The sequence below is a fragment of the Streptomonospora sediminis genome (assembly GCF_054778995.1).
Genome location: NZ_BAAGYZ010000003.1, coordinates 1 through 21,901, shown reverse-complemented (window position 1 = coordinate 21,901; position 21,901 = coordinate 1). Strand labels below are relative to the sequence as shown.

The following is a 21,901-nucleotide window of genomic DNA, read 5'->3' as shown; positions in this document are numbered from 1 at the left end:
CGGACGGCCCCGCCCGCGGCGGTCAGCGCAACGACGGCGGCACCGCCGCGGACACCCCGGCCGGGCTGCCCCGGCGCAGCGCCGCGCACGCGTCGCCGCTGCGCATGATGCCCGCAGCGGACCCCGACATCCCCGACCGCACCGACGAACGCGGCGACAGGGCCGAGCGGATCCGCGACGACCTGGACGGGTTCATCGAGGGCGAGCGCGCCGCCTCGGACGAAGGCGGCCACCCGACGGACCGGTGACCGGCCGCGCGCCCCCCGCGGCGGGCGCACCGCCGCACGAGTGCGCCGGTTCCGGCACCGATCCCCGCAGGCCTAGCGAGAGGCTGGAAAAGCAATGACCGAGCAGATGAACGTTACCGCAGAGAACTTCGCGTGGCTGATCTCCAACTTCGTCGCCGATGTCCCCGGCGTCGACCACGCCGTCGTCGTCTCCTCCGACGGCCTCGTCCTGACCTCCTCCCGGGACTTCCCCGAAGAGCACGCCGAGCAGCTCGCCGCGATCGCCAGCGGCATGTACAGCCTGGCGGTCGGCGGCGCGAAACTGTTCGCCAAAGGCGAGTGCGAGCAGCTCATCGTGCGCATGCAGCGCGGCCACCTGTTCGTCATGTCGATCAGCGACGGCTCGTGCCTGGCGGTGCTCACCGCGCCGACAGCGGACATGAAGATCGTCGCCTACCAGATGACCCGCCTGGTGGAGAACGTCGGCCACGCCCTCACGCCCCAGCTCAGGTCGGAGCTGCGCGAAGTCATCGGGAACTGAGCCGGTGGCCGGGCAGGCCGGGAGCCAATCATGAAGAGGTTGCCACAGTCATGAGCTACTGCAAAAGAAGGGGCTCGCGCATCCGCCCCTACACGTTCACGGGCGGGCGGACCAGGTCGCGCCATCCCCTCATGGTGCAGACGCTCGTCTCCACCGCCGACCCCAGCTCCGAAGCGCCCGGGAAGCTCATGCCCGAGTCGCAGCGGATCTACCTGCTGTGCCGCGAGACCCGCTCGGTGGCCGAGGTCTCGGCGGAGTTGAAGATCCCGCTCGGTGTGACCCAGGTGCTGCTGAGCGACCTCGCCGAGCTGGGACTCGTCTACATCCACCCGACCATCACGGGCAACAGCCCGTCCGAACACCAGGTTCTCGAGAGGGCTCTCCGTGGTCTCGAACGACTTTTCACCTGACATCTCGCCCGATATCCCCACCAAGATGTCGACCAAGATCGTCGTCGCCGGCGGTTTCGGCGCCGGCAAGACGACCCTGGTCGGGGCCGTCTCCGAGATTCCCGCGGTCACGACCGAGGCGGTCATGACCGAGGCGAGCATCGGGCACGACGACAACTCCGCCACACCCCGGAAGTTCACCACCACCGTGGCCATGGACTTCGGCCGCATCACCGTCGACCGGCAACTGATCATGTACGTGTTCGGCACGCCCGGCCAGGCCCGGTTCTGGTTCATGTGGGACGACCTCGTCCGCGGGGCCGTCGGCGCGGTCGTGGTCGTCGACACCCGCCGGCTGGCCGACAGCTTCGAGGCCGTCGACTACTTCGAGACCAACCGCCGCATCCCCTACATCGTGGCGCTGAACAGATTCGACGGCCGGATGGAGCACACGGCCGAGCAGATCCGGGAGGCACTGGAGGTGGGCGCCGGCGTGCCCATCCTCGACTTCGACGCGCGCGACCGCTCCTCGGGCGGGACCGTGCTCAAGACACTGCTCAAGTACGCACTGTCGAACAACGCGGCCGCGGCGCCGGTCGGGTGACGGCCGCGCGCGGCCGCCCGGCGGCCGGCGCGCACCGCAGACTCCCCGAGAAGGAACCACATACATGCGCAAGATCCTCATCGTCGGCGCAGGGCACTCGGGTCTCCACCTGGCCCACGGCCTGCTCGGCCACGGTTACGACGTCACGGTGATCACCGGGCAGAGCTCGCTGGAAATCCGCACGGGCCGGCCCGCCATCACCCAGATGACGTTCCCGACGGCACTGGAGTACGAGCGCGAGCTCCAGCTCGACTTCTGGAGCGGCCAGGCACCCCGGATGGAGGACTTCAAGATCCACCTCTATCCGTCGGGGTCTGCGCCGTTGACGCTGAAGGGCAGGACCGGCACGGAGGACCGGTACACGGTCTCCATCGACCGGCGGATCAAGATGGCCGACTGGCTGGAGTACTTCGAGGACTCCGGCGGCAAGGTCGTCATCCACGGCGTCACCATCACCGACCTCGACTACTTCTCGCGGATGTTCGACCTGATCGTGGTCGCCGTGGGCCACGGCGAGCTGGGGGCGCTGTTCGACCACGACACCAGCCGTTTCAGCGGCGCGCGCCCGCGGGTGGTGGCCCAGGCCCACATCCACGGTGTCGCCCCCGAACCGCAGGAGAGCGAGAACATCGGCTGGGCGGCGTCGACCGCCGATGCCGGGAATATGATCTTCGTGCCGTTCCTGGTCGCCGACGGCCCCTGCCACTCGCTGTTCCTCGGCGACAAGCGCGGCGGGCCGATGGACGCCTGGCCCGACCGGCCGCTCCCCGACGAGCAGTGGCGGCGCATGCAGGAGCTGCTGCGCAAGTACGCCCCGGACTACTACGAGCGGGTGCGCGGCGCTGCGCCGATCGACGGCGCCAGCACACTGGTCGAGTATCTGACACCGCAGGTGCGCAACCCCGTCGGCGTGCTGCCGTCCGGCGGGCTGGTGCTGGGGATCGCCGACGTGGTCATCGCCATGGACCCGTTCGTGGGCCAGGGCTGGAACCACTCCACCCGCTGCGCCCGCAGCTACCTGCAGAGCATCATCGAGCACGGCGACGGCCCGTTCGACGCGGAGTTCCTCTCCGGTACCTTCGAGCGCTTCTGGCAGTACGGGCTCCCGGTCCAGCGCTTCGCCGAACTGAACTCCACGATCTGGGAGCGGGAGCTGCCCGAGCATTTCCAGGAGCTGCTGGCCGGCTCGGCAACCCATCCGGAGATCGGCGACCGCTGGATCCAGGGTTGGGACTACCCGCCGGACTTCGACAACTGGCTCTACGACCCCGAGCTCGCACGCAGCTACCTGGCCGAGGTCGCCGCCAGGCACGGCAACGGGTAGCCGGTCAACCGGACGACCGGCAGCGGGCGGCCCCTTCCGGCCGAGGCGGCCGAGCCGGCCGCACCTGCTGCGCGCGCTGCGGGTGGGCGGATGCGGGCCGACCGTTGGGGACGTGCCCGGATGCCTCGCGGGGCATCCGGGCCGCACGCATGCCGCGAGTTACCCGCCGCACCCCCACCGCGCCGGCTGCACCGGCTGCCTCCGTGCCTTTCCCCACCGCCGTTCTCGTCCTTTCCCGCTGGTCTGCTATCCGCAATATCCAGAACAGTCGTACTATTGCCCCGATTATAGGTGGGGGTTACGCTCTCTGTGTCGTCACCGTCGATGCGGAACATGTTGCCTATTGGGGAGTATGTCGCCCGTGGGTGGTTTTCAGGTTGATCTTGATTTCCGGTGGAACCACTGGTGGAAACGCGGGGCCCGCCACGGCACAGCACACCTCATTTGCCGATCATCTCCACTTCCCTCGCCGCGCCGGCCGCCGGCCCGCCTGCCCCCGGCGGAGTTCGCGCGGCGCACCGCGTATTCGGGAGCGAGCAAATGGGGTGCAGTTGACACTCCGGGCCCGGTGGTGAACGGCGTGGAAACCCGCCACCGAGAAAGATCATTCCGCGGTGGGAAAAGACCATTTCTGCGCTGAATGATCAACGGAAATCCGCGGGCCGCTGTTCTTGGCGCCGCACAACCGGGGTCCACCGCTGATCCGCTGATCCGCGGATCCGGCTGCGTCGCGCCAACGCTCATGACCGTGTGTTCCAACCGGATCTCCTACGTACTCGGCCTGCACGGCCCCAGCATCGCCGTGGACACCGGTCAGTCCGCATCGCTGGTGGCCGTCCACCTCGCCATGGAGAGCCTGCGCCGCGGGGAATCCGACCTGGCCGCGGCGGGCGGCGCGCACCTCAACGTCTCGGCCGCGGGCGCGGACGCCGAACAGGGCTTCGGCACGCTCTCGCCCGCGGGCCGCTGCCGCCGGACCCGGCCGGGTCCGAAGCACCCGCGGCACCCGGGTCCTCCGGCCGCGGTTCACCGCGCTCCTCCGGCTCCTCCCCGGAGCCGGCGCCGTCCCGGTCCGCGCGGCGCTGCCCGGATTCGCGGGGGCGGCGGGTCGCGCCGACGCTGGCGGCCACCACGCAGCCGATCGCCAGCCACTGCCACAGCGACAGCACCTCGCCCAGCAGCACCAGGCCCACCAGGGCGGCGGCTGCGGGCTCCAGGCTCATCAGGATCCCGAACACCCGCGGCGGCATGCGCCGCAGCGCCTGCATCTCCAGGGTGTAGGGCACCACTGAGGACAGCAGCCCGATCGCCAGGCCGATGAGCAGCAGCTTTGGGTCCAGCAGCGCCGTGCCGCCTGCGGCGACCCCGGCGGGGGCCATCAGCACCGTGCCGGCGACGCTGGCCACCGCCAGCCCCGACATACCGGAGAAGCGGCGCCCGGTGGCGGCGCTGAGCAGGATGTAGCCCGCCCAGGCGGCCGCCGCCAACAGCGCGAACAGCACTCCCGCCAGGGTGAGCGCGCCATCGCTGCGGCCCAGCAGCAGCACCCCCGCACCGGCCAGCGCCACCCACAGCAGGTCGGTCCGGCGCCGCGATCCGATCACCGCCACCGTCAGCGGGCCGAGGAACTCGATGGTGACCGCGATGCCCAGCGGGATCCGCGCGAACGACTGGTAGATGGCGAAGTTCATGGTGGCCAGGGACACCCCGAAGGCGATGGCCACCATCCAGTCGGCGCGCGTGCGGCCGCGCAGCACGGGCCGGGCCAGCGCCAGCAGCACCACCGCCGAGGTCAGCAGCCGCAGCCACACCACCGCACTGGGCGGCAGCACCGCGAACAGCCGGCTGGCCACACCGGCGCCTGCCTGCACCGAAAGGATGCCCACGAGCACGAACCAGGTCGGCGGGACCGACTCGCCCGCGGCCCGCAGCAGGGCGGCGCCACTGGACAGCCGGGCCCAGGTGGGACCACCGGATGAATTGACCGCTGCGTTCGCACTCACGGTCGCCCATCCTATGGGCGCGCCCGGCCCGCGCTGCGGCCCGCCCCGTCTCGGGGCGGCGGTTCGGCGGGCGGTGCGCAGATGCGAGGTTTCGGGCGCCCGGCAGGGCGGAATGCTGGTTTGCACGCGCAACACGCGGTTGCAGGTGCTTCCAGGCGAAACGAGGAGCCCATGCCGTTTTCGGTGACTTCCGAGGTGGGGCGGTTGCGGCAGGTCATCGTGCACCGCCCCGGCCTGGAACTGAGCCGGCTGACCCCCTCCAACAACGACGCGCTGCTCTTCGACGACGTGCTGTGGGCCGAGCGGGCGCGCGAGGAGCACGACGCCTTCACCGCGCTGCTGCGGGCCCGCGGTGTGGCGGTGCACCTCTTCGGCGACCTGCTGGAGGACGTGCTGGCGCTGCCCGAAGCCCGCGCCTACATCCTGGACTGCATCTGGGACCAGCGCTTCTTCGGCCCCATGGCGGTCGATGCGCTGCGCTCGGCGTTCGAGGCCATGGACCCCGCGGCGCTGCGCGGCCACCTCATCGGCGGGATCACCAAGCGCGAACTGCTGGAGCGCATCGCCGAGCCCCGCTCGGTGTGGCTGCACACCCTGGCGCCCGACGATTTCGTGCTGACCCCGCTGCCCAACCACCTGTTCACCCGCGACACCTCCTGCTGGATCGGCGGCGGCGTGTCGATCAACGCCATGCGCAAGAAGGCGCGGCGCCGCGAGACCATCCACTACGAGGCCGTCTACCGGTGGCACCCGCTGTTCGCCGGCGCGGCGTTCGAGCTGTGGAACCCCGGCCACGCGTGGGGTCCGGCGACCATCGAGGGCGGCGACATCATGCCGATCGGCAACGGGTCGGTGCTGGTGGGCCTGAGCGAACGCACCCAGCCCCAGGCCGTCGAGATGCTCGCCCACGAACTGTTCGCCCGCGGCGGCGCCGAACGCCTGCTGGGCGTGTGGATGCCCAAGGCGCGCGCCATCATGCACCTGGACACCGTGATGACCTGCCTGGACCGCGGGGTGTTCACCAAGTACGCGGGCCTGGGCATGCTGCCGTCCTACACCATCGAACCCGGCGACACCGACAAGGAACTCAAGGTCACCGACAACCCGCCCGAGCGCATGCACGACGCGATCGCCGCGGCGGCCGGGCTCGACGGCATCACCGTGCTCACCCCCACCCAGGACGTGTTCTCCTCCGAGCGCGAGCAGTGGGACGACGGCTGCAACGTCTTCGCGCTGGAACCCGGAGTCGTGGTCGCCTACGAGCGCAACGCCGCCTCCAACGCCTACCTGAGCGGCAACGGCATCGAGGTGTTGGAGATCAGCGGCAGCGAACTGGGCCGGGGCCGCGGCGGCCCGCACTGCATGACCTGCCCGCTGGAGCGGGACGAGCCGTGAGCGCCCGCCGGCGCTCACCCCTCGCCGCCCCCGCGCGCCGCGGCGCGGTCCGGCCCAGTGCGGGCCGGCCGGGCGGCCGTGCGCGGCGGATCCGCACCGCCCGTCTGCTGCGGTGCGGCGCCCGCCACCGCGGCGATCGCCAGCAGCCAGGCCAGCGCCTCTACGGCCGGCTGCACGAGGATCATCGCGAGCCCCACTTCGGTGCGCCCGCCCAAACCGGTGCCGGCCTGCAGCAGCAGCCAAGCGAAGGGCAGCGCGGCGGCGCCCAGTTGGACGGCAAGTGCCGTACACATCAGCCGCGCCCGCACCGGCCGGCGGCGCGCCAGCAGCACGGCTCCGACGGCGAGCACCACCAGTGGCGGGCCGAGTGAACGGATCAGCGCCACCAGGGGCACACCGATGAATTCCACCCGCACGAGCCTATAGCGCCGGGCGCGGGCACGGGTGCCGCAGCGCGGCCGGGGCGCCGGGCGGTTACTCCCAGCGGAACAGGCGGCCGGCCAGCACCGCGGCGGCTACCGCCCACACCGCCAGCACGGCCACCGGCCCCCAGGCGGGTGCCGCACCGTCGGCGAGTACGGCGCGCAGGCCGCCGGCCAGCGCGGTGATGGGCAGCGCCTCGACCACCGGTTGGGCGGCGGCCGGCAGCCGGTCGACGGGGAAGATGACGCCGCCCAGCCCCAGCAGCACCACATAGACGAGGTTGGCCGCGGCCAGGGTCGCCTCGGCGCGCAGCGTGCCCGCCATGAGCAGCGCCAGTGCGCTGAAGCAGGCGGTGGCCAGCAGCACCAGCACGACCGCGTAGCCGGCCCCGGCGGCGCCGGTGTCGGGCCGCCAGCCCAGCCCCGCCGCGACGCCGCAGATGAGCACGGCCTGCACCAGTTGCACGCCCAGCACCGCCAGGGTCTTGGCGGCGAGCAGCCCGCCGCGCGGCAGCGGAGTGGCGCCCAACCGTTTGAGGACGCCGTAGCGGCGTTCGAAACCGGTGCCGATGGCCTGGCCGGTGAAGGCCGTGGACAGCACGGCCAGCGCCAGCACGCCCGGCGCCAGGAAGTCCACGCGCGGGCCCGGCCCCAGGTCGAGTACCGGGGTGACGCTGAAACCCACCAGCAGAAGCAGCGGGATCACCATTGTCAGCAGCAACTGCTCGCCGTTGCGCAGCATGATGCGCAGCTCCATGCCCGCCTGCGCGGCGACCATGCGGTGCAGTGGTGCCGCCCCGGGAGCGGGGGCGAACAGGGCGGTGGCTGTCTGGGTTCGTGGTTCGATCATTGTTCGCGGAGGTCCCGGCCGGTCAGTTCGAGGAAGACGTCTTCAAGGCTGCGCCGCTGCACGCGCAGCCCCTCGGGGGACACGCCGTTGGAGGCGCACCAGGAGCCGGCGGCGGCGATCAGTTCGGGGCCGATCCCGTCGGGGCCATCGGCGGTGACAGCGTATTCGGTGCGCGGCCGGCCGTTGCGGTCGGCCGCCGCCGGTCCGCGTTCCACGCGCTGCTCGACGCGTACGGCGCCGGGCAGCGCCGTGCCCAGCGCGCCGGTGTCGAGCCCGGCCTCGGCGTAGAACCGCAGTTCCTGGCGGGAGTCGGTGAGTTCGCCGGGCGCCCCGGCGGCCACGGTGCACCCGTGGTCGATGATCACGACATGGTCGGCGAGGCGCTCGGCCTCCTCCATGTAGTGGGTGGTCAGCACCACGCCGACACCGCTGTCGCGCAGTTCGGCGATGAGGTCCCAGGTGGCGTGGCGCGCCTGGGGGTCCAATCCCGCGGTGGGCTCGTCCAGGAAGACCAGTTCGGGGCGGCCGACCACGGCAGCGGCCAGGCTGAGCCGCTGCTGCTGGCCGCCGGACAGGCGCCGGAAGGGGGTCGAGGCCGCGGAGACCAGTCCCAGGCGCTCCAGCAGCACCGCCGGCGGGACGGGCCGGGCGTGGAAGGAGGCCACCAGGCGCAGCCACTCGCCGGCGCGGGCACCGGTGGGCACGCCGCCCGCCTGCAGCATCACGCCCACGCGCGGTTTGAGTGCGGCGGCGTCGGCGGCCGGGTCCAGCCCCAGCACCCGCACCCGGCCGGAGTCGGCGCGGCGGAACCCCTCGCAGGTCTCGACCGTGGTGGTCTTGCCGGCGCCGTTGGGACCGAGCAGGGCGGTGACCCGGCCGCGGGCGGCGGAGAACGACAGGCCCGCCACGGCCGTGGCACTGCCGTAGCGCTTGACCAGATCAGTGGCCTCGACCGCGGCGGTTTCCATGGGTACCGAGTCTATGGCGGTGCGGGGCAGGGCCCGCACCGGCCCGGCCGTAGGAGTGGGAACGGTACCCGCCCGCGGGAATACCCGGCGTGCGGGGTTGTTGCCGTTTAAGGGCGGTTTCCGGCGGTTAGCCGGGCATCCGCCCTCTTGTTCGCCGGGCCGCGGACGCAGTACCGCAGGGCGGCAAGGCCGGTAAGGGCAGGCTGGGCTCAGTGATCAACCGCATCGGCCCGTGTTTGCCTGCTGGGACTTATTTACGCCACACTGATGTTGTGAAAAACATGGGGAACCGTCAGCAGGCCGAAGGAAGCGCCGCCACCGGCGCCTCCGCGGCCGGTTACGGCCCCGAACGGGGTGCCGAGAACGGTACGCGCGCCCGTGTTGCGCGGCTGATCCTCGAACACGGTCCCGTCACCGCCGCCACCTTGGGCGAACGGCTCGGCCTCACCCCGGCGGCCATCCGCCGCCACCTTGACAATCTGATGAGCGAGGGCATGGTCGAAGCCCGCGACTCCCGCACCAGCGGGCGCCGGGGCCGCGGCCGGCCGGCCCGCGTCTTCGTCATCACCGCAGCCGGGCGCGATGCCTTCGTGCACGGCTACGACGATCTCGCTGCCAGCGCCCTGCGGTTCCTCGCCGAAAAAGCGGGATCCGCGGCCGTCTCCGAGTTCGCCCGCAGCCAGGTCGCCGATCTGGAACGGCGCTACCGCCCGATGCTGGCCGATGCGCCGCCCCAGCAGCGCATCCGGCTCCTGGCCGAGGCGCTGTCCAACGACGGCTACGCGGCATCGGCCGGCGAGGCCCCTGCTCCGGGCGGCGGCGACCAGCTCTGCCAGCACCACTGCCCGGTGGCCCACGTCGCCACGGAGTTCCCCGAACTGTGCGAGGCCGAAGTCGAGGCCTTCGAACGGTTGCTGGGTACTCCGGTGCGGCGGCTGGCCACCATCGCCCACGGCGACGGCGTGTGCACCACACACGTCACCCCGCGCGACCTCGCCGCGGCCGATTCCCGTCCCGCCGGGAACCGGGCGCCGTCGCGCACCGATGATGAGAACACCGGCCTGCCCTCGGGCGAGGGGCGGGCCGCACCCGATGAAGGACGTCTGAGTCCAGGAGGATCCGCGTAATGACGTCTACCGCGCACCCCGAGCTCGAAGGGCTCGGCACCTATGAGTACGGCTGGTCCGACTCCGACACGGCCGGTGCCTCTGCCCGTCGCGGCGTGAACGAGGATGTCGTCCTCGACATCTCCGGCAAGAAGAACGAGCCGGAGTGGATGAGGAAGCTCCGCCTCAAGTCGCTGCGCCTGTTCGGCAAGAAGCCGCTTCCCGAGTGGGGTGCCGACCTCGGTGGGATCGACTTCGAGAACATCAAGTACTTCGTGCGTTCCACCGAGCAGCAGGCCGCCTCCTGGGAAGAGCTTCCCGAGGACATCAAGAACACCTACGACAAGCTCGGCATCCCCGAAGCCGAGAAACAGCGCCTGGTCGCCGGTGTCGCCGCGCAGTACGAGTCCGAGGTCGTCTACCACCAGATCCGCGAGGACCTGGAGGAGCAGGGCGTCCTCTTCCTCGACACCGACACCGCCCTGAAGGAGCACCCCGAGCTCTTCCAGGAGTACTTCGGCACGGTCATCCCGCCCGGCGACAACAAGTTCGCCGCACTCAACAGCGCGGTCTGGAGCGGCGGGTCGTTCATCTACGTGCCGCCGAACGTCCACGTCGAGATCCCGCTGCAGGCCTACTTCCGCATCAACACCGAGAACATGGGCCAGTTCGAGCGGACCCTGATCATCGTCGACGAGGGCGCCTACGTCCACTACGTCGAAGGCTGCACGGCGCCGATCTACAAGACCGACTCGCTGCACTCGGCGGTCGTCGAGATCATCGTCAAGAAGAACGCCCGGTGCCGTTACACGACCATCCAGAACTGGTCGAACAACGTCTTCAACCTGGTGACCAAGCGCGCCGTCGCCTACGAGGGCGCCACCATGGAGTGGATCGACGGCAACATCGGTTCGCAGGTGACCATGAAGTACCCGGCGGTCTACCTGATGGGCGAGCACGCCAAGGGCGAGACCCTGTCGGTGGCCTTCGCCGGCGAGGGCCAGCACCAGGACACCGGCTCCAAGATGGTGCACTGCGCGCCCAACACCTCTTCGACCATCGTCTCCAAGTCGGTGGCCCGCGGCGGCGGCCGCGCCTCCTACCGCGGCCTGATCCAGGTCCAAGAAGGCGCCGACCACTCCAAGTCCACGGTCAAGTGCGACGCGCTGCTCATCGACACCATGAGCCGCTCGGACACCTACCCTTACAACGACATCCGAGAGGACGACGTTGAGATGGGCCACGAGGCCACCGTCTCCAAGGTCAGCGAAGACCAGCTCTTCTACCTGATGAGCCGGGGCCTGGACGAGGACGAGGCCATGGCGATGATCGTCCGCGGGTTCGTCGAACCCATCGCGCGCGAACTCCCCATGGAGTACGCGCTGGAACTCAACCGGCTGATCGAGCTGCAGATGGAAGGAGCGGTCGGTTAAGCATGGCCAGCCCCAATCTCGGAATCCGGGAGCATTCCCACGGCGGTGACATCCCGGTCTCGCGCCTGGATGTGCACGGGTCCTTCGACTCTTCGAGCTTCCCCGTGCCCAATGGGCGCGAAGAGGAATGGCGCTTCACGCCGCTGCGCCGGCTGCGGGGCCTGCACCAGGGCCGCGAGATCGCCGACGGCACGGTCGCCGTCGAGGTCTCCGGTTCTGCGCAGGCCGCCGTCGAGTACGTCGGGCGCGACGACTCCCGGCTCGGCGCGTCCTTCCTGCCCAACGACCGCGTCAGCGCGCTGGCCTGGGAGAGCTTCACCGACTTCAACCCGGCAACCGTCATCACGGTGCCCAAGGAGACCGCGCTCGGCGAACCCGTGTTCGTCAAGATCACCGGCACCGAACACGGCGACGCCTACGGCCACATCCTGGTGCGCGCCGAACGCCACTCGGCGGCCACCGTGGTGCTGGAGTACGCGGGTTCGGCCGTCTACGCCGACAACGTCGAGTTCGTCGTCGAGGACGGCGCCTCGCTGACCGTGGTCAGCCTGCAGGACTGGGACGACGACGCCGTCCAGGTCTCCCACCAGTACGCCACGGTCGGGCGCGACGCCCGGTTCCGCAGCTTCGTGATCACGCTCGGCGGCGACCTCGTCCGCCTGTCGCCCAGCGTGCGCTACCGGAGCACCGGCGGCGACGCCGAACTGCACGGGCTGTACTTCACCGGCAAGGGCCAGCACCACGAGCACCGGTCGCTGATCGACCACAACGAGTCCAACACCCGCAGCCGCGTCGAGTACAAGGGCGCGCTCAGCGGCGAGGATGCCCACGCGGTGTGGATCGGCGACGTCATCATCGGCGAAGGCACCTCCGGCACCGACTCCTACGAGCACAACCGCAACCTGGTGCTGACCGACGGCACCCGGGTCGACTCCGTGCCCAACCTGGAGATCTTCACCGGAGAGGTCGAGGGCGCCGGCCACGCCAGCGCCAGCGGCAGGCTCGACGACATCCACCTGTTCTACCTGCAATCGCGCGGCATCCCGGCCGACGAGGCCCGGCGCCTGGTCATCCGCGGTTTCTTCCAGGAGCTCATCGGCCGCATCGAGGTTCCTGAACTGCGCGAGCGCATCATGAACGAGGTGGAGGAGAAGCTGGCGCTCCATGAGTAACGGATACACCCGGGTGTGTTCGCTGAGCGACGTCCCCGACGAGGGCGCGCTGGGCGTCGAGATCGGCCAAACGCCGGTGGCGGTGGTACGCAGCGAAGGCGAGATCTACGCCATCAGCGACATCTGCTCCCACGCCGAGGTCAACCTGTCCGAGGGCGAGGTCGAAGACGGGACCGTGGAGTGCTGGTTGCACGGCTCTTGCTTCGACCTCGGCTCAGGCAAGCCGATCAACCCGCCGGCGACCCAACCGGTCGCCACCTACGCAGTGCAGATCGACGGCGACGACGTCCTCGTCTCGCTGGACACCCAGAGTTCAAAAGGCTGAATCACACATGACCAAGTTCGAAATCCGCGGGGTGCGCGCCGATGTGCTCATCGGGGCCGAGGAGCGCCAGGAGATCCTGAAGGGCGTCGACCTCACCATCAACTCCGGTGAGACCCACGCGATCATGGGCCCCAACGGCTCCGGCAAGTCCACCCTGGCCTACGCCATCGCCGGCCACCCCCGCTACGAGATCACCGAGGGCGAGGTCCTGCTCGACGGCGAGAACGTGCTGGAGATGAGCGTCGACGAGCGCGCTCGCGCCGGCCTGTTCCTGGCGATGCAGTACCCGGTCGAGGTCCCGGGCGTGTCCATGTCCAACTTCCTGCGCAGCTCGGTCACCGCGGTGCGCGGCGAGGCACCCAAGCTCCGCACGTTCTCCAAGGAGCTGCAGGAGACCATGGGCAACCTGTCCATCGAGTCCTCCTTCGCGGCCCGCGGCGTCAACGAGGGCTTCTCCGGCGGCGAGAAAAAGCGCCACGAGATCCTCCAGCTCGAACTGCTCAAGCCGCGCATGGCAATCCTCGACGAGACCGACTCCGGGCTCGACGTCGATGCGCTGAAGGTCGTCGCGGCCGGCATCAACCGGGCGCGCGAGACCGGCGAAGTGGGCGTCATGCTCATCACGCACTACACCCGCATCCTCAACTACATCAAGCCCGACCACGTCCACGTGTTCGCCGGCGGGCGCGTCGCCGAATCCGGCGGCCCCGAGCTGGCCGACGTGCTGGAGTCCGAGGGCTACGAGCGTTTCGCAAAGGCAGGCGCGGCGAAGTGACCATAAGCGAGCTGGGGCGCCTCGACGTCGAGGCGGTGCGGGCCGATTTCCCGATCCTGGCCCGCACCGTCCGCGCTGAGCGCCCGCTGGTGTACCTCGATTCCGGAGCGACCTCGCAGAAGCCCCGGCAGGTACTCGATGCCGAACGGGAATTCTACGAACGCCACAACGCGGCGGTGCACCGCGGCGCGCACCAGCTCGCCGAGGAGGCCACCGACGCCTACGAGAGCGCCCGCGCCACCATCGCGGCGTTCATCGGCGCGCAGTCGGACGAGGTCGTGTTCACCAAGAACGCGACCGAGGCCATCAACCTGGTGGCCTATGCCATGAGCAACGCCGCCACCAGCGGCCCGGAGTACGCCCGGTTCGTCGTCGGTCCCGGCGACGAAATCGTCGTCTCCGAGATGGAGCACCACGCCAACCTGGTGCCCTGGCAGCAGCTGTGCCAGCGCACCGGTGCCACCCTGCGGTGGTTCCCGGTGACCTCCGAAGGCCGGCTGGACCTGAGCGGCATCGACGAGCTGATCAACGACCGCACCAAGCTCGTCGCGCTCAGCCACCAGTCCAACGTGCTGGGCACCGTCAACCCGGTCGCCGACATCGCCGAGCGCGCCCACGCCCACGGCGCGCTGGTGCTGATCGACGCCGCGCAGTCGGTGCCGCACATGCCGGTCGACGCCGCCGAACTCGGCGTGGACTTCCTGGCGTTCTCCGGGCACAAGATGCTCGGGCCCAACGGCATCGGCGTGCTGTGGGGGCGTGCGGAGCTGCTGGCGGCCATGCCGCCGTTCATCTCCGGCGGGTCCATGATCGGTGTGGTCTACATGGACCACACCACCTGGGCCGACCCGCCCCAGCGGTTCGAGGCCGGGGTGCCCATGGCGCCGCAGGCCGTCGGGCTGGCCGCAGCCTGCGACTACCTCAGTGCGCTGGGCATGGACAACGTGCAGGCCCACGAGCGGGCCATCACCGAGTACGCGCTCAAGCAGATCAGTGACGTGCCGGGCGTGCGCATCATCGGCCCGGCCGACACCCACGACCGCGGCGGCGCGGTCTCGTTCACGGTCGAGGACATCCACCCGCACGATGTGGGCCAGGTCCTCGACGACCTCGGTGTCGAGGTGCGGGTGGGCCACCACTGCGCCTGGCCGCTGCACCGCTGCTACGAGACCGTGGCCACCACTCGGGCGTCGTTCTACCTGTACAACACGTTCGCCGAGGTCGATGCACTGGCTGAGGGAATCCGGGCGGCCCAGCGGTTCTTCGGCACCGCGGCGGCGCGCTAGAAGGGGGAGCAGGCCGCTACCATGCAGCTCGACTCCATGTACCAGGAGATCATCCTGGACCATTACCGCAACCCGCACAACAAGGGGTTGCGGGAGCCGCACGACGGCGAAGCCCACCACATCAACCCCACCTGCGGCGACGAGATCACGTTGCGCGTGCACCTCACGCCCGCCGCCGAGGGGGGTGGGCTCGACGACAAGGCCACCGTCGCAGACGTGTCCTACGACAGCATGGGCTGTTCGATCAGCCAGGCGAGCGCCTCGGTGCTCACCGACCTGCTGATCGGGCGCAGCGTCGACGAAGGCATGCGCATGCTCGACTCGTTCACCGAGCTCATGCACTCCAAGGGTCAGGCCGAGCCCGACGAGGACGTGCTGGATGACGCGGTGGCCTTCGCCGGCGTGTCGAAATACCCTGCCCGTATCAAGTGCGCCCTGCTCGCCTGGATGGCGTGGAAGGACGCGACCGCCCAGTCCCTGGAAACGGAGAAGGAGGGCGCCTCATGACCGAACAGGACACCGCCACCGCGCCGGAGCCCGCGGGCGACAGTGCACTGGCCGAGGAGATCCACGAGGCGCTGAAGGACGTCATCGACCCCGAACTGGGCGTCAACGTCGTCGACCTCGGACTGCTCTACGGGGTCAATGCCGACACCGACACCATCACGTTGGACATGACGCTCACCAGCGCCGCCTGCCCGCTGACCGACGTCATCGAGGACCAGGCCACCACCGCGCTCGACGAGTTCGAGCGCGAAGTCAAGATCAACTGGGTCTGGATGCCGCCGTGGGGCCCGGACAAGATCACCGACGACGGCCGCGACCAGCTCCGGATGCTCGGCTTCAACGTCTGACCGGGAATCCCCGCACAGCCGGCTTCTCCCCTATGGCCCCGTCCGCGCGGGCCATAGGGGTTTCTCATGTAACCGCCGATCAGTGCGCCGGGGTCAGCGCCGGCCGCAGTTCGTGGGCGATGTCGGTGTCGCCGCGTTCGGTGAGGGTGTCCAGCAGGGCCTGGGGCTCGGCCACCAACGTGTCGGCGCCGTCGTCGGTGATGCGCCGGGCGATGATCTTCAATGCCTCGTCGGTGGCGGCGGGCGCAGTGTAGCCGATCAGGTGCAGCGCCCGGCTGGTGGGGCTGTGCCCGCTCAGGTCGGCCGCAGGCAGGCGGCGCGCGTCGAGCTGGTCGCCGTTGACGGTGATGAACACCCGGTCCCCGGGCTGCGCCGAGAGCCGGCGCAGCAGCGGGCGCAGCGAGTCGAACGCGGGCTGGTCGCGCCAGACCAGCACGAGCAGGTCGGCGCCCGGCGCGGTCAGGCACAGCAGGCGGCCCGGTTGCAGCCCCAGGTGGGTCGCATACCCCGGCGGCACGGTGACCGGGGCACCGTTGAGGTGGTCGCCGGAGACGTCCACCCGGTGCCACCAGCGGCCGTCGGGGGCGCGGAAGCAGCGCTCCGAGGCCGCCACCTGCGGCGGCTGCGGCTCGGCCGGCTGCGGTTCGGGCCGTTCGGCGGGCGACTCGTCGGCGCCGGGCCGGCGCCGGATGGGCAGCCCGTTGGCGGTGGTGCTGCCGTCGGCCTCGGGGCCGGGGTCGGCAGGGGTGTGGGTGCCGAACCCGGAGCCGGGCGGCGGGTTCTCGACCGGGATGGAGGGGTCGACCAGCACGTGGCCCTCGCGGATGGTCACCCCGGGGGTGCTCAGCAGCCACGCGCGCACGGCCTGCTGGCGGATGCCGAGCCGCCCCAGCCGGATCGCGGCGTCGGAGATGCTGGGCGCGTCGCCCAGGATGTCGCGGGTCTGCCAGCGCATCCGGTGCGGGTCGTCGCCCACCAGCCACCCGTTGTGCAGCCGGCGGTCGGTGAACAGGGTGATGACCACCCGCCACAGCGGGGTGCCCAACGAGGGTACGTCGACCGGGTGGTCGGGGTGGGCGCTGATCAGGTGGTCGACGGTGGCGGCCGAGCCCAGGTGGTCGGAGAGCTCGCGCATGTGCTTGGTCAGCGGGGCGCCGGCGGGCGACCCCAGCCACTGCAGCAGCCGTTCCTCGACGGTGCGCTGGGCGTTGCGGATCTCGCGCAGGTCCACGCCGAGCTGGTCGGACAGCAGCCGGATACTGATGGGGTCGGACGCGAACAACCGCTCGGCGGCCACGTTGCGTTCCAGGTCCGACCAGTTGCGCAGGAACTCTTCGAGCAGGTCCACCAGCGGGTTGCGGCCCAGCTCGGGGCCCTGCTGCGGCTCGCCTGCGCCGGACTCCTTGGGCGGCCCGAAGGAGGGGCGGCGCAGCGTGCCGCCGGGGCCCAGCAGCGAACTGCGGAACGAGGAGGCCCGGGTACGGTTTTCGGCGGCGGGTGCGCCCGCGGCCGGCTGCTGGGCGGGCTCGGCCGGTGCGGCGGCTGCGGCCGGTTCGGTGGTTGCGGTGGATGCTGCGGCGTCCGCTTGGGCCTCTTCGTCGCGCTGGGCGCGCAGCGCCCGCAGGGTGCGGATGGCCCGGCCGGCCGGGCTCAGCCGCTGCGGTGATTCGTCGGCCTCGGCGCCGGTCTCGGCCGGACCCGCGCCGGTGGCGGTACTGAGGTAGGCCAGGGCGCGGTGCACGTGCTCCGGGGCCGTTTTGGGCATCCAGTGCGCCAGGGTGTGCACGGCTTCGACCATCAGCGCGGGCGAGGGGGCCGCGGCGGCACTCTGCTCGGTGGCGAAAGGCTGCACCGCGCGCCAGGTGGCGGTGCTGATGATGTCGAGCGGCCCGCAGCTCTCGGGCAGGCCCCAGGCGCTGATGGCGGCCGGCGTGGCCGAGAGCAGGCGCTCCCAGCCGCCGGCGGTGATCAGCAGCGCGCCGCGCACCGGTTCGGCGATGTCGTCGAGGTCGACGCCGATGGCGCGCAGCGAGGGCACGAACTCGCCCAGTTCGAGGTGGCTCCACTGCTCCGATGCCAGTCTGGCCAGCGAGTGCGCCAGCCAGGTGGATCCGGCGATGTCGAGCACGCGGGGCAGGGGCAGCGAGCTCCACCAGCCCTCGACCAGACGGGCGTGCCACAGTACCGGGCCCACCAGCGCGGGATCGCTCCACCGCAATGCGGGGACGAGGTCGGTGAGGCAGATCGGGGAGACGGCGTTCATCTGCGGCGGACCTCGACCTCCGGGAAATCGGCGGGTGGGGGAGTCCCGCGGGCATCGGCATTCGTGCTCAACAGTATGTCCACTCGGCCGGGCCGGGGGGCCGGCCGCCGCGGGCGGTCGGGGTCCGGGGATCGAATGGGCGCACCTTTCGGTGATCGTACGTGCGAGTGCGGCGGTTGGATAGTGCCGGGTCGGGTGGCGGCGGGCGAACGCCGATCGCCCGCACCGCCCGCACACGCGGTAACCCGACAGGTGCGTGGAATGTCCGGTTTCGATGGAACGCGGGAAAAAGTGATCCGGATTACACGCGGGCGGCGGCGCACCGCCGCAGTCCGCATCCGGCCGCCGCACCGCGCCGCCCTCACGTGCAGGGCGGGCCGCCGGCGGCCCGCGGCAGAACACGGGCCGCCGGCGTGCGGAGTCCTCAGGTCGCCAGGACCGCGACGGTGTCGGGGTAGATCGGCACGCTGGCGGGGTTGCCCGGGTTCAGGGCCAGCCCCACGCCGTCGGGCATCGCCTCGGCGAGGTCCCGCGTGGCCAGGACGGTGTAGGGCAGCTCAGCGCTGTTCAGGCCGAGCTGTTCCTCGGAGGTGAAGACCGGGATGAACTGCGCACCCTCCAGTTCCAGGGTGGGCAGTGCGACCGAGCCGTCCTCCTGGGAGCCCGACCCCTGCGGCAGCGGAATCCAGACCTGGCCCTCACGCAGGGTGGAAATGAAGCTGCTGATGGGTTCCGGATCGGTGGATTCGCCGCCGGCCTGGGCCATGGCCTCCTGGAGCGCCTGCTCGACGGCGTTGACCGGGAAGGCCGCGGATTCCTCGCCGGCGGGCTGCTCGTTGTTGTCCGGAGTGGCGTTGCTGTTGCTCATGCGGGCGGGACGGCTCCTTGCGTTCCATCTGGCGGATGCCTCCGGTGCCTCCGACCGGTGTCGGCCAACCAGGGGATGGCCGGACATCGGTCCTGGACGCAGGCTGCTCGGTGACGGCCGGAGGTATGCTTGTCGGGCAGGCCCTACCCTTGCCCCTCCCCGTTGACACATACCGGTCCGTGTCGCGAGGGGCACACCCCGTTCGAGCTCCCCGCGCGCCGCCGCGGGCCCTGGCGTGCCCGCGCACGCGGTCGAGCTGCATGATTGGTTGATGTGACTGACCTGGAGATGAATCCCCCCGAGGGCGATCAGGCGCAGCGGCCCGCAGCCTTCCGCTCCTACGTGGCCATCGGCGACAGCCTGACCGAAGGGCTCGAAGACCTTTCACCGAACGGAGAATACCGCGGATTCGCCGACCGCCTGGCCGAGCACCTGAGTGCCTCGGCGCCCGGGTTCCGCTATGCCAACCTCGCCGTGCGCGGCCGGCGCATGCGCCACATTTTCGGCGAGCAGCTGGAGCAGACACTCGGTTTCGGGCCGGACCTGGTCACTGTCCACGCGGGCGGCAACGACGTGCTGCGGCCCAACTCCAACCTCGACGACCTTGCGGCGGAGTTCGAGGCCGGCATCCGGCGCCTGCGCGACGCCGGGATCCGCGTGGTGGTGCTCTCCGGCCACGACACCGGGTGGATCCCCGTGCTGCGGGTCTACCGCGGGCGCATAGCGGTGTTCAGCATGCACCTGCGCGCCATCGCCGAGCGCACCGGCAGTGACATCGTCGATCTGTGGTCGATGGGGGCGCTGAACGACCCGCGCGCCTGGAGCGAGGACCGGCTGCACTTCAACGCCGCGGGCCACCGCATCGTCGCCGCCCGCATCGCCGACCTGCTGGGCGAGCCCATGGGGCCCCGCGAGGCCTGGGCCCGCCCGTGGGACACTCCGCCTGAGCGGCTGCCGCGCATCCTGCGCCGCCGCGAGAACCTGCGCTGGGCCCGCGAGCACCTGATGCCGTGGGTGAGCCGGCGCGCGCTGGGGCGCTCCTCCGGCGACGGACGCCGGCCCAAGCGGCCCTACCCGGCCGAACTGCAGCCCGGCCCCGACCCCGCCGCAGCGGCCGCACCCGGACACGGTGCCGACACCGGCGCCACTGCCGGCACCGCCGAGGCCACCGGCTCGGCCGGCGCCGACCCAGCGCAGGACGGATCGGCCGGCGGCGGCTCCGCCAACGGCGGCTCCGATTCCGCGGGCCGGGCCCGGCAGCGCGGGCGCGGGCACACCAGCGGCCGCTGAAAGCCGAGGCGGCGCGGGCGGCGGCACCGGACCCGCGGCGCCGCCGCGGAGGGCGGGCGCGCCGGGTCTTCAGGCGCCGTCGCCCGCCAGGCTCTGGATCAAATCGCCCACGTGCACGATCCCGGTGCACTGGCCGAACTCGTTCACCGTGATCAGGTCGTCGTAGACGCGCTCGCGGTCGGCGCCCGCCGCCCGCAGCGCCGCCATCGCCCGGTAGTTGCGGGGGACCGTGCGCGGAGGGTCGGCCAGCCGGTGCGCCGGGCGCTTGGCATGCAGGGCGTGGCCGTAGGGCCCGGTGACCGCGAGCAGGAACCGGGCGCGGTCGATGAGGGCGGCCGGGCGGTCGCGGTGGTCGATCAGCACGACGCTGTTCAGTGCGGTGTCACCGCTGAAGGCGTCCAGCACTTCCTCGGCCGTGGCGTCGGTGTTCATGGCAACCGGCGGGCGCATGAACTCGGTGATGGGCGGCCCGGAGTCGTGGCGCGCGCCGGCGGACTCGACCGACGCGACGGGGACCGTGACGACCCGGTCGCCGGGCATCCAGGCGTCGTCGGCGAACAGCGGGCCCTGGGCCAGCCGCACTCCGGCCTCGCGCAGCCGGTGCACCTGCTCGTCGGATGTGACACCGGCGGCGACCGGGAACACCCCGGCCCCGTGCCCGATGCGCGCCAGGCCGTCCACGAGTGCGGCCAAGCGCTGGTCGCCGGGCAGGCCGGCGACGATTCCGGGATCGATGCGCAGTAGGAACGGCGTGGTCTCCAGCAGCAGGTCCGGCGCCACCGCGGAGGTACCCAGCGCGCAGCGGAACCCCTGCTCGCGCAGCCGGGCGATGGCGCGCACCAGCGGCTCGCGGGCAACGTGCGGCAGGTCGGGGCCCAGCATGACGGTGACATCGCGGGGGCGCCGGCCGCACCGGCGCAGAGTGTCCTCGAACAGCTGGAACACCTCCGGCGAAGCCGTCATGGCCTGCGCCGGGAGCGGGAGTACGAGAGGCAGCAGGGACTCGCGGGCGGTGGCGCTGCGGACCAGCCGGGCCAGCTGCTCGGCCACGGCGGCGGGATCGGCGGGCCACTCGGGCTGCGGCCGGCCGCCGGAGGGGGCGAGATCGGCGTCGACCGCCAGTACCGCGCCGGAGTCGAGGTCGACCACCGGGCGGAACACCACCTCGTGGCCGGCGGCGCCGTCGGCAGCATCGCTCCGGCTGCCACCCGGGCTCGATTGCACTTCGCTCAACGCCAGGGACTCGAGGGACACGGTGCAATCCTCGCCGAGCGCGGCGGCCGTGTCAGGGGGGTTGAAGGGGATTTGGGACAGACTTCCCCAACCGGACCTGCAGCGTTCACCTGCAATGATCGGAAAACGGGTCCCTGCGGTCTGCGGCGTATCCGCGGCCGGCGGCGGATTGCGGAGCCGGTGCCCCGCCCCGCCTGCAACGCCGCGGGCCTCCCAGCGGCCGCGCAGCGCTGTGTGGCCGCTGGGAAGCGGAATACTACAACGGGGCGGCGGATGGCCGCGCCCCGTACACACCCGCGTCCGCGCACCCGGGCAGGGCACGCGGACGCGTAGGCGAAGCAGTGAACGGCGGTTGTGTCCCGGCAGGGCCGATCGGCCCGAGCGGCGCCGATGGACCCTGCCGGTCGCGGATCAATCCACCGGCCAGGGCCAGGGCGCAGCGCCCCGCGCCGCAACCGCGCTTCGCGCATCGGGCGCGGGGCACACGCGAGTGCGCCGCTCGCTACGGGCGGACCCACCAAACACGCCCTAGATCGTTGATGGGAGTTGTTGTGTGTACCGGTCAGTGGTCGT

22 protein-coding genes and 1 pseudogene are annotated in these 21,901 nt (G+C 71.3%); 16 read left to right on the top strand and 7 right to left on the bottom strand.

What is annotated here, in order from left to right; all coding sequences use genetic code 11:
- The 6 genes and pseudogenes from ACYVD5_RS00625 to ACYVD5_RS00600 all read left to right on the top strand — a co-directional run.
- Positions 1 to 248 (top strand): hypothetical protein (locus ACYVD5_RS00625; protein WP_460998844.1); only part of this gene is annotated, 248 nt, incomplete at its 5' end.
- 94 nt (positions 249 to 342) lie between these two features.
- Complete coding sequence (locus ACYVD5_RS00620) at positions 343 to 768, top strand: roadblock/LC7 domain-containing protein (RefSeq protein WP_460998843.1); 426 nt, start codon at positions 343 to 345, stop codon at positions 766 to 768.
- Between the two features lie 50 nt (positions 769 to 818).
- Positions 819 to 1,178 (top strand): DUF742 domain-containing protein, encoded by a 360-nt coding sequence (locus tag ACYVD5_RS00615; protein WP_460998842.1) that lies wholly within the window; start codon positions 819 to 821, stop codon positions 1,176 to 1,178.
- A gap of 25 nt (positions 1,179 to 1,203) precedes the next feature.
- A complete protein-coding gene (locus tag ACYVD5_RS00610) occupies positions 1,204 to 1,761 on the top strand; it encodes a GTP-binding protein (RefSeq protein ID WP_460998847.1) in 558 nt (185 codons plus the stop codon).
- 64 nt (positions 1,762 to 1,825) lie between these two features.
- On the top strand, positions 1,826 to 3,085 hold the full coding sequence (locus ACYVD5_RS00605; protein ID WP_460998841.1) for a styrene monooxygenase/indole monooxygenase family protein: 1,260 nt from the start codon (positions 1,826 to 1,828) through the stop codon (positions 3,083 to 3,085).
- Between the two features lie 640 nt (positions 3,086 to 3,725).
- Positions 3,726 to 4,010, top strand: a pseudogene (locus ACYVD5_RS00600) (beta-ketoacyl synthase N-terminal-like domain-containing protein); the annotation flags it as partial.
- Here the strand turns inward: ACYVD5_RS00600 and ACYVD5_RS00595 are convergent.
- A complete protein-coding gene (locus tag ACYVD5_RS00595) occupies positions 3,988 to 5,037 on the bottom strand; it encodes an EamA family transporter (protein ID WP_460998846.1) in 1,050 nt (349 codons plus the stop codon). The pseudogene ACYVD5_RS00600 and the gene ACYVD5_RS00595 sit on opposite strands and share 23 nt — an antisense overlap.
- A gap of 222 nt (positions 5,038 to 5,259) precedes the next feature.
- Here ACYVD5_RS00595 and ACYVD5_RS00590 point away from each other — a divergent pair, with 222 nt between their 5' ends.
- Positions 5,260 to 6,483 (top strand): arginine deiminase, encoded by a 1,224-nt coding sequence (locus tag ACYVD5_RS00590; RefSeq protein ID WP_460998840.1) that lies wholly within the window; start codon positions 5,260 to 5,262, stop codon positions 6,481 to 6,483.
- Positions 6,484 to 6,497: 14 nt separating this feature from the next.
- Here the strand turns inward: ACYVD5_RS00590 and ACYVD5_RS00585 are convergent, their stop codons facing one another.
- The 3 genes from ACYVD5_RS00585 to ACYVD5_RS00575 form a co-directional block, all read right to left on the bottom strand.
- On the bottom strand, positions 6,498 to 6,893 hold the full coding sequence (locus ACYVD5_RS00585) for a hypothetical protein (protein ID WP_460998839.1): 396 nt from the start codon (positions 6,891 to 6,893) through the stop codon (positions 6,498 to 6,500).
- Positions 6,894 to 6,957: 64 nt separating this feature from the next.
- Positions 6,958 to 7,755 (bottom strand): ABC transporter permease, encoded by a 798-nt coding sequence (locus ACYVD5_RS00580; RefSeq protein WP_460998838.1) that lies wholly within the window; start codon positions 7,753 to 7,755, stop codon positions 6,958 to 6,960.
- Positions 7,752 to 8,723, bottom strand: a complete 972-nt coding sequence (locus ACYVD5_RS00575; protein WP_460998837.1) for an ABC transporter ATP-binding protein — start codon at positions 8,721 to 8,723, stop codon at positions 7,752 to 7,754. The genes ACYVD5_RS00580 and ACYVD5_RS00575 overlap by 4 nt, the downstream gene beginning before the upstream one ends.
- A 281-nt stretch (positions 8,724 to 9,004) precedes the next feature.
- On the opposite strand from ACYVD5_RS00575, the gene ACYVD5_RS00570 reads away from it, so the two are divergent.
- The 8 genes from ACYVD5_RS00570 to ACYVD5_RS00535 are packed head-to-tail and all read left to right on the top strand — an operon-like array spanning position 9,005 to position 15,674.
- Positions 9,005 to 9,850: a helix-turn-helix transcriptional regulator gene (locus tag ACYVD5_RS00570; RefSeq protein WP_460998836.1), complete on the top strand. Its 846-nt coding sequence runs from the start codon at positions 9,005 to 9,007 to the stop codon at positions 9,848 to 9,850.
- Positions 9,850 to 11,262, top strand: coding sequence for a Fe-S cluster assembly protein SufB (gene sufB, locus ACYVD5_RS00565; protein ID WP_460998835.1), 1,413 nt, complete (start codon positions 9,850 to 9,852; stop codon positions 11,260 to 11,262). The genes ACYVD5_RS00570 and sufB overlap by 1 nt, the downstream gene beginning before the upstream one ends.
- 2 nt (positions 11,263 to 11,264) lie before the next feature.
- The gene (gene sufD, locus ACYVD5_RS00560) at positions 11,265 to 12,434 is read left to right on the top strand and encodes a Fe-S cluster assembly protein SufD (RefSeq protein ID WP_460998834.1); all 1,170 of its coding nucleotides are present in this window, start codon (positions 11,265 to 11,267) and stop codon (positions 12,432 to 12,434) included.
- Entirely contained in the window at positions 12,427 to 12,759 is a 333-nt protein-coding gene (locus ACYVD5_RS00555) for a non-heme iron oxygenase ferredoxin subunit (RefSeq protein ID WP_460998833.1), read from the top strand. The genes sufD and ACYVD5_RS00555 overlap by 8 nt, the downstream gene beginning before the upstream one ends.
- A 7-nt stretch (positions 12,760 to 12,766) precedes the next feature.
- A complete protein-coding gene (gene sufC, locus ACYVD5_RS00550) occupies positions 12,767 to 13,534 on the top strand; it encodes a Fe-S cluster assembly ATPase SufC (protein ID WP_460998832.1) in 768 nt (255 codons plus the stop codon).
- Positions 13,531 to 14,820 (top strand): cysteine desulfurase, encoded by a 1,290-nt coding sequence (locus ACYVD5_RS00545; protein WP_460998831.1) that lies wholly within the window; start codon positions 13,531 to 13,533, stop codon positions 14,818 to 14,820. The genes sufC and ACYVD5_RS00545 overlap by 4 nt, the downstream gene beginning before the upstream one ends.
- Before the next feature lie 21 nt (positions 14,821 to 14,841).
- Entirely contained in the window at positions 14,842 to 15,327 is a 486-nt protein-coding gene (gene sufU, locus ACYVD5_RS00540; RefSeq protein WP_460998830.1) for a Fe-S cluster assembly sulfur transfer protein SufU, read from the top strand.
- The gene (locus tag ACYVD5_RS00535) at positions 15,324 to 15,674 is read left to right on the top strand and encodes a metal-sulfur cluster assembly factor (RefSeq protein ID WP_460998829.1); all 351 of its coding nucleotides are present in this window, start codon (positions 15,324 to 15,326) and stop codon (positions 15,672 to 15,674) included. Before sufU ends, ACYVD5_RS00535 begins: the two co-directional genes overlap by 4 nt.
- A 79-nt stretch (positions 15,675 to 15,753) precedes the next feature.
- Here ACYVD5_RS00535 and ACYVD5_RS00530 read toward each other — a convergent pair whose 3' ends face one another.
- Positions 15,754 to 17,937: a hypothetical protein gene (locus ACYVD5_RS00530; protein WP_460998828.1), complete on the bottom strand. Its 2,184-nt coding sequence runs from the start codon at positions 17,935 to 17,937 to the stop codon at positions 15,754 to 15,756.
- Between the two features lie 424 nt (positions 17,938 to 18,361).
- The gene (locus tag ACYVD5_RS00525) at positions 18,362 to 18,805 is read right to left on the bottom strand and encodes an SseB family protein (RefSeq protein WP_460998827.1); all 444 of its coding nucleotides are present in this window, start codon (positions 18,803 to 18,805) and stop codon (positions 18,362 to 18,364) included.
- A 288-nt stretch (positions 18,806 to 19,093) separates the two neighbouring features.
- Here ACYVD5_RS00525 and ACYVD5_RS00520 point away from each other — a divergent pair, with 288 nt between their 5' ends.
- Positions 19,094 to 20,095, top strand: coding sequence for an SGNH/GDSL hydrolase family protein (locus tag ACYVD5_RS00520; protein ID WP_460998845.1), 1,002 nt, complete (start codon positions 19,094 to 19,096; stop codon positions 20,093 to 20,095).
- A gap of 69 nt (positions 20,096 to 20,164) precedes the next feature.
- Here the strand turns inward: ACYVD5_RS00520 and ACYVD5_RS00515 are convergent, their stop codons facing one another.
- Entirely contained in the window at positions 20,165 to 21,349 is a 1,185-nt protein-coding gene (locus ACYVD5_RS00515; RefSeq protein WP_460998826.1) for an EAL domain-containing protein, read from the bottom strand.
- Positions 21,350 to 21,901: the final 552 nt, after the last annotated feature.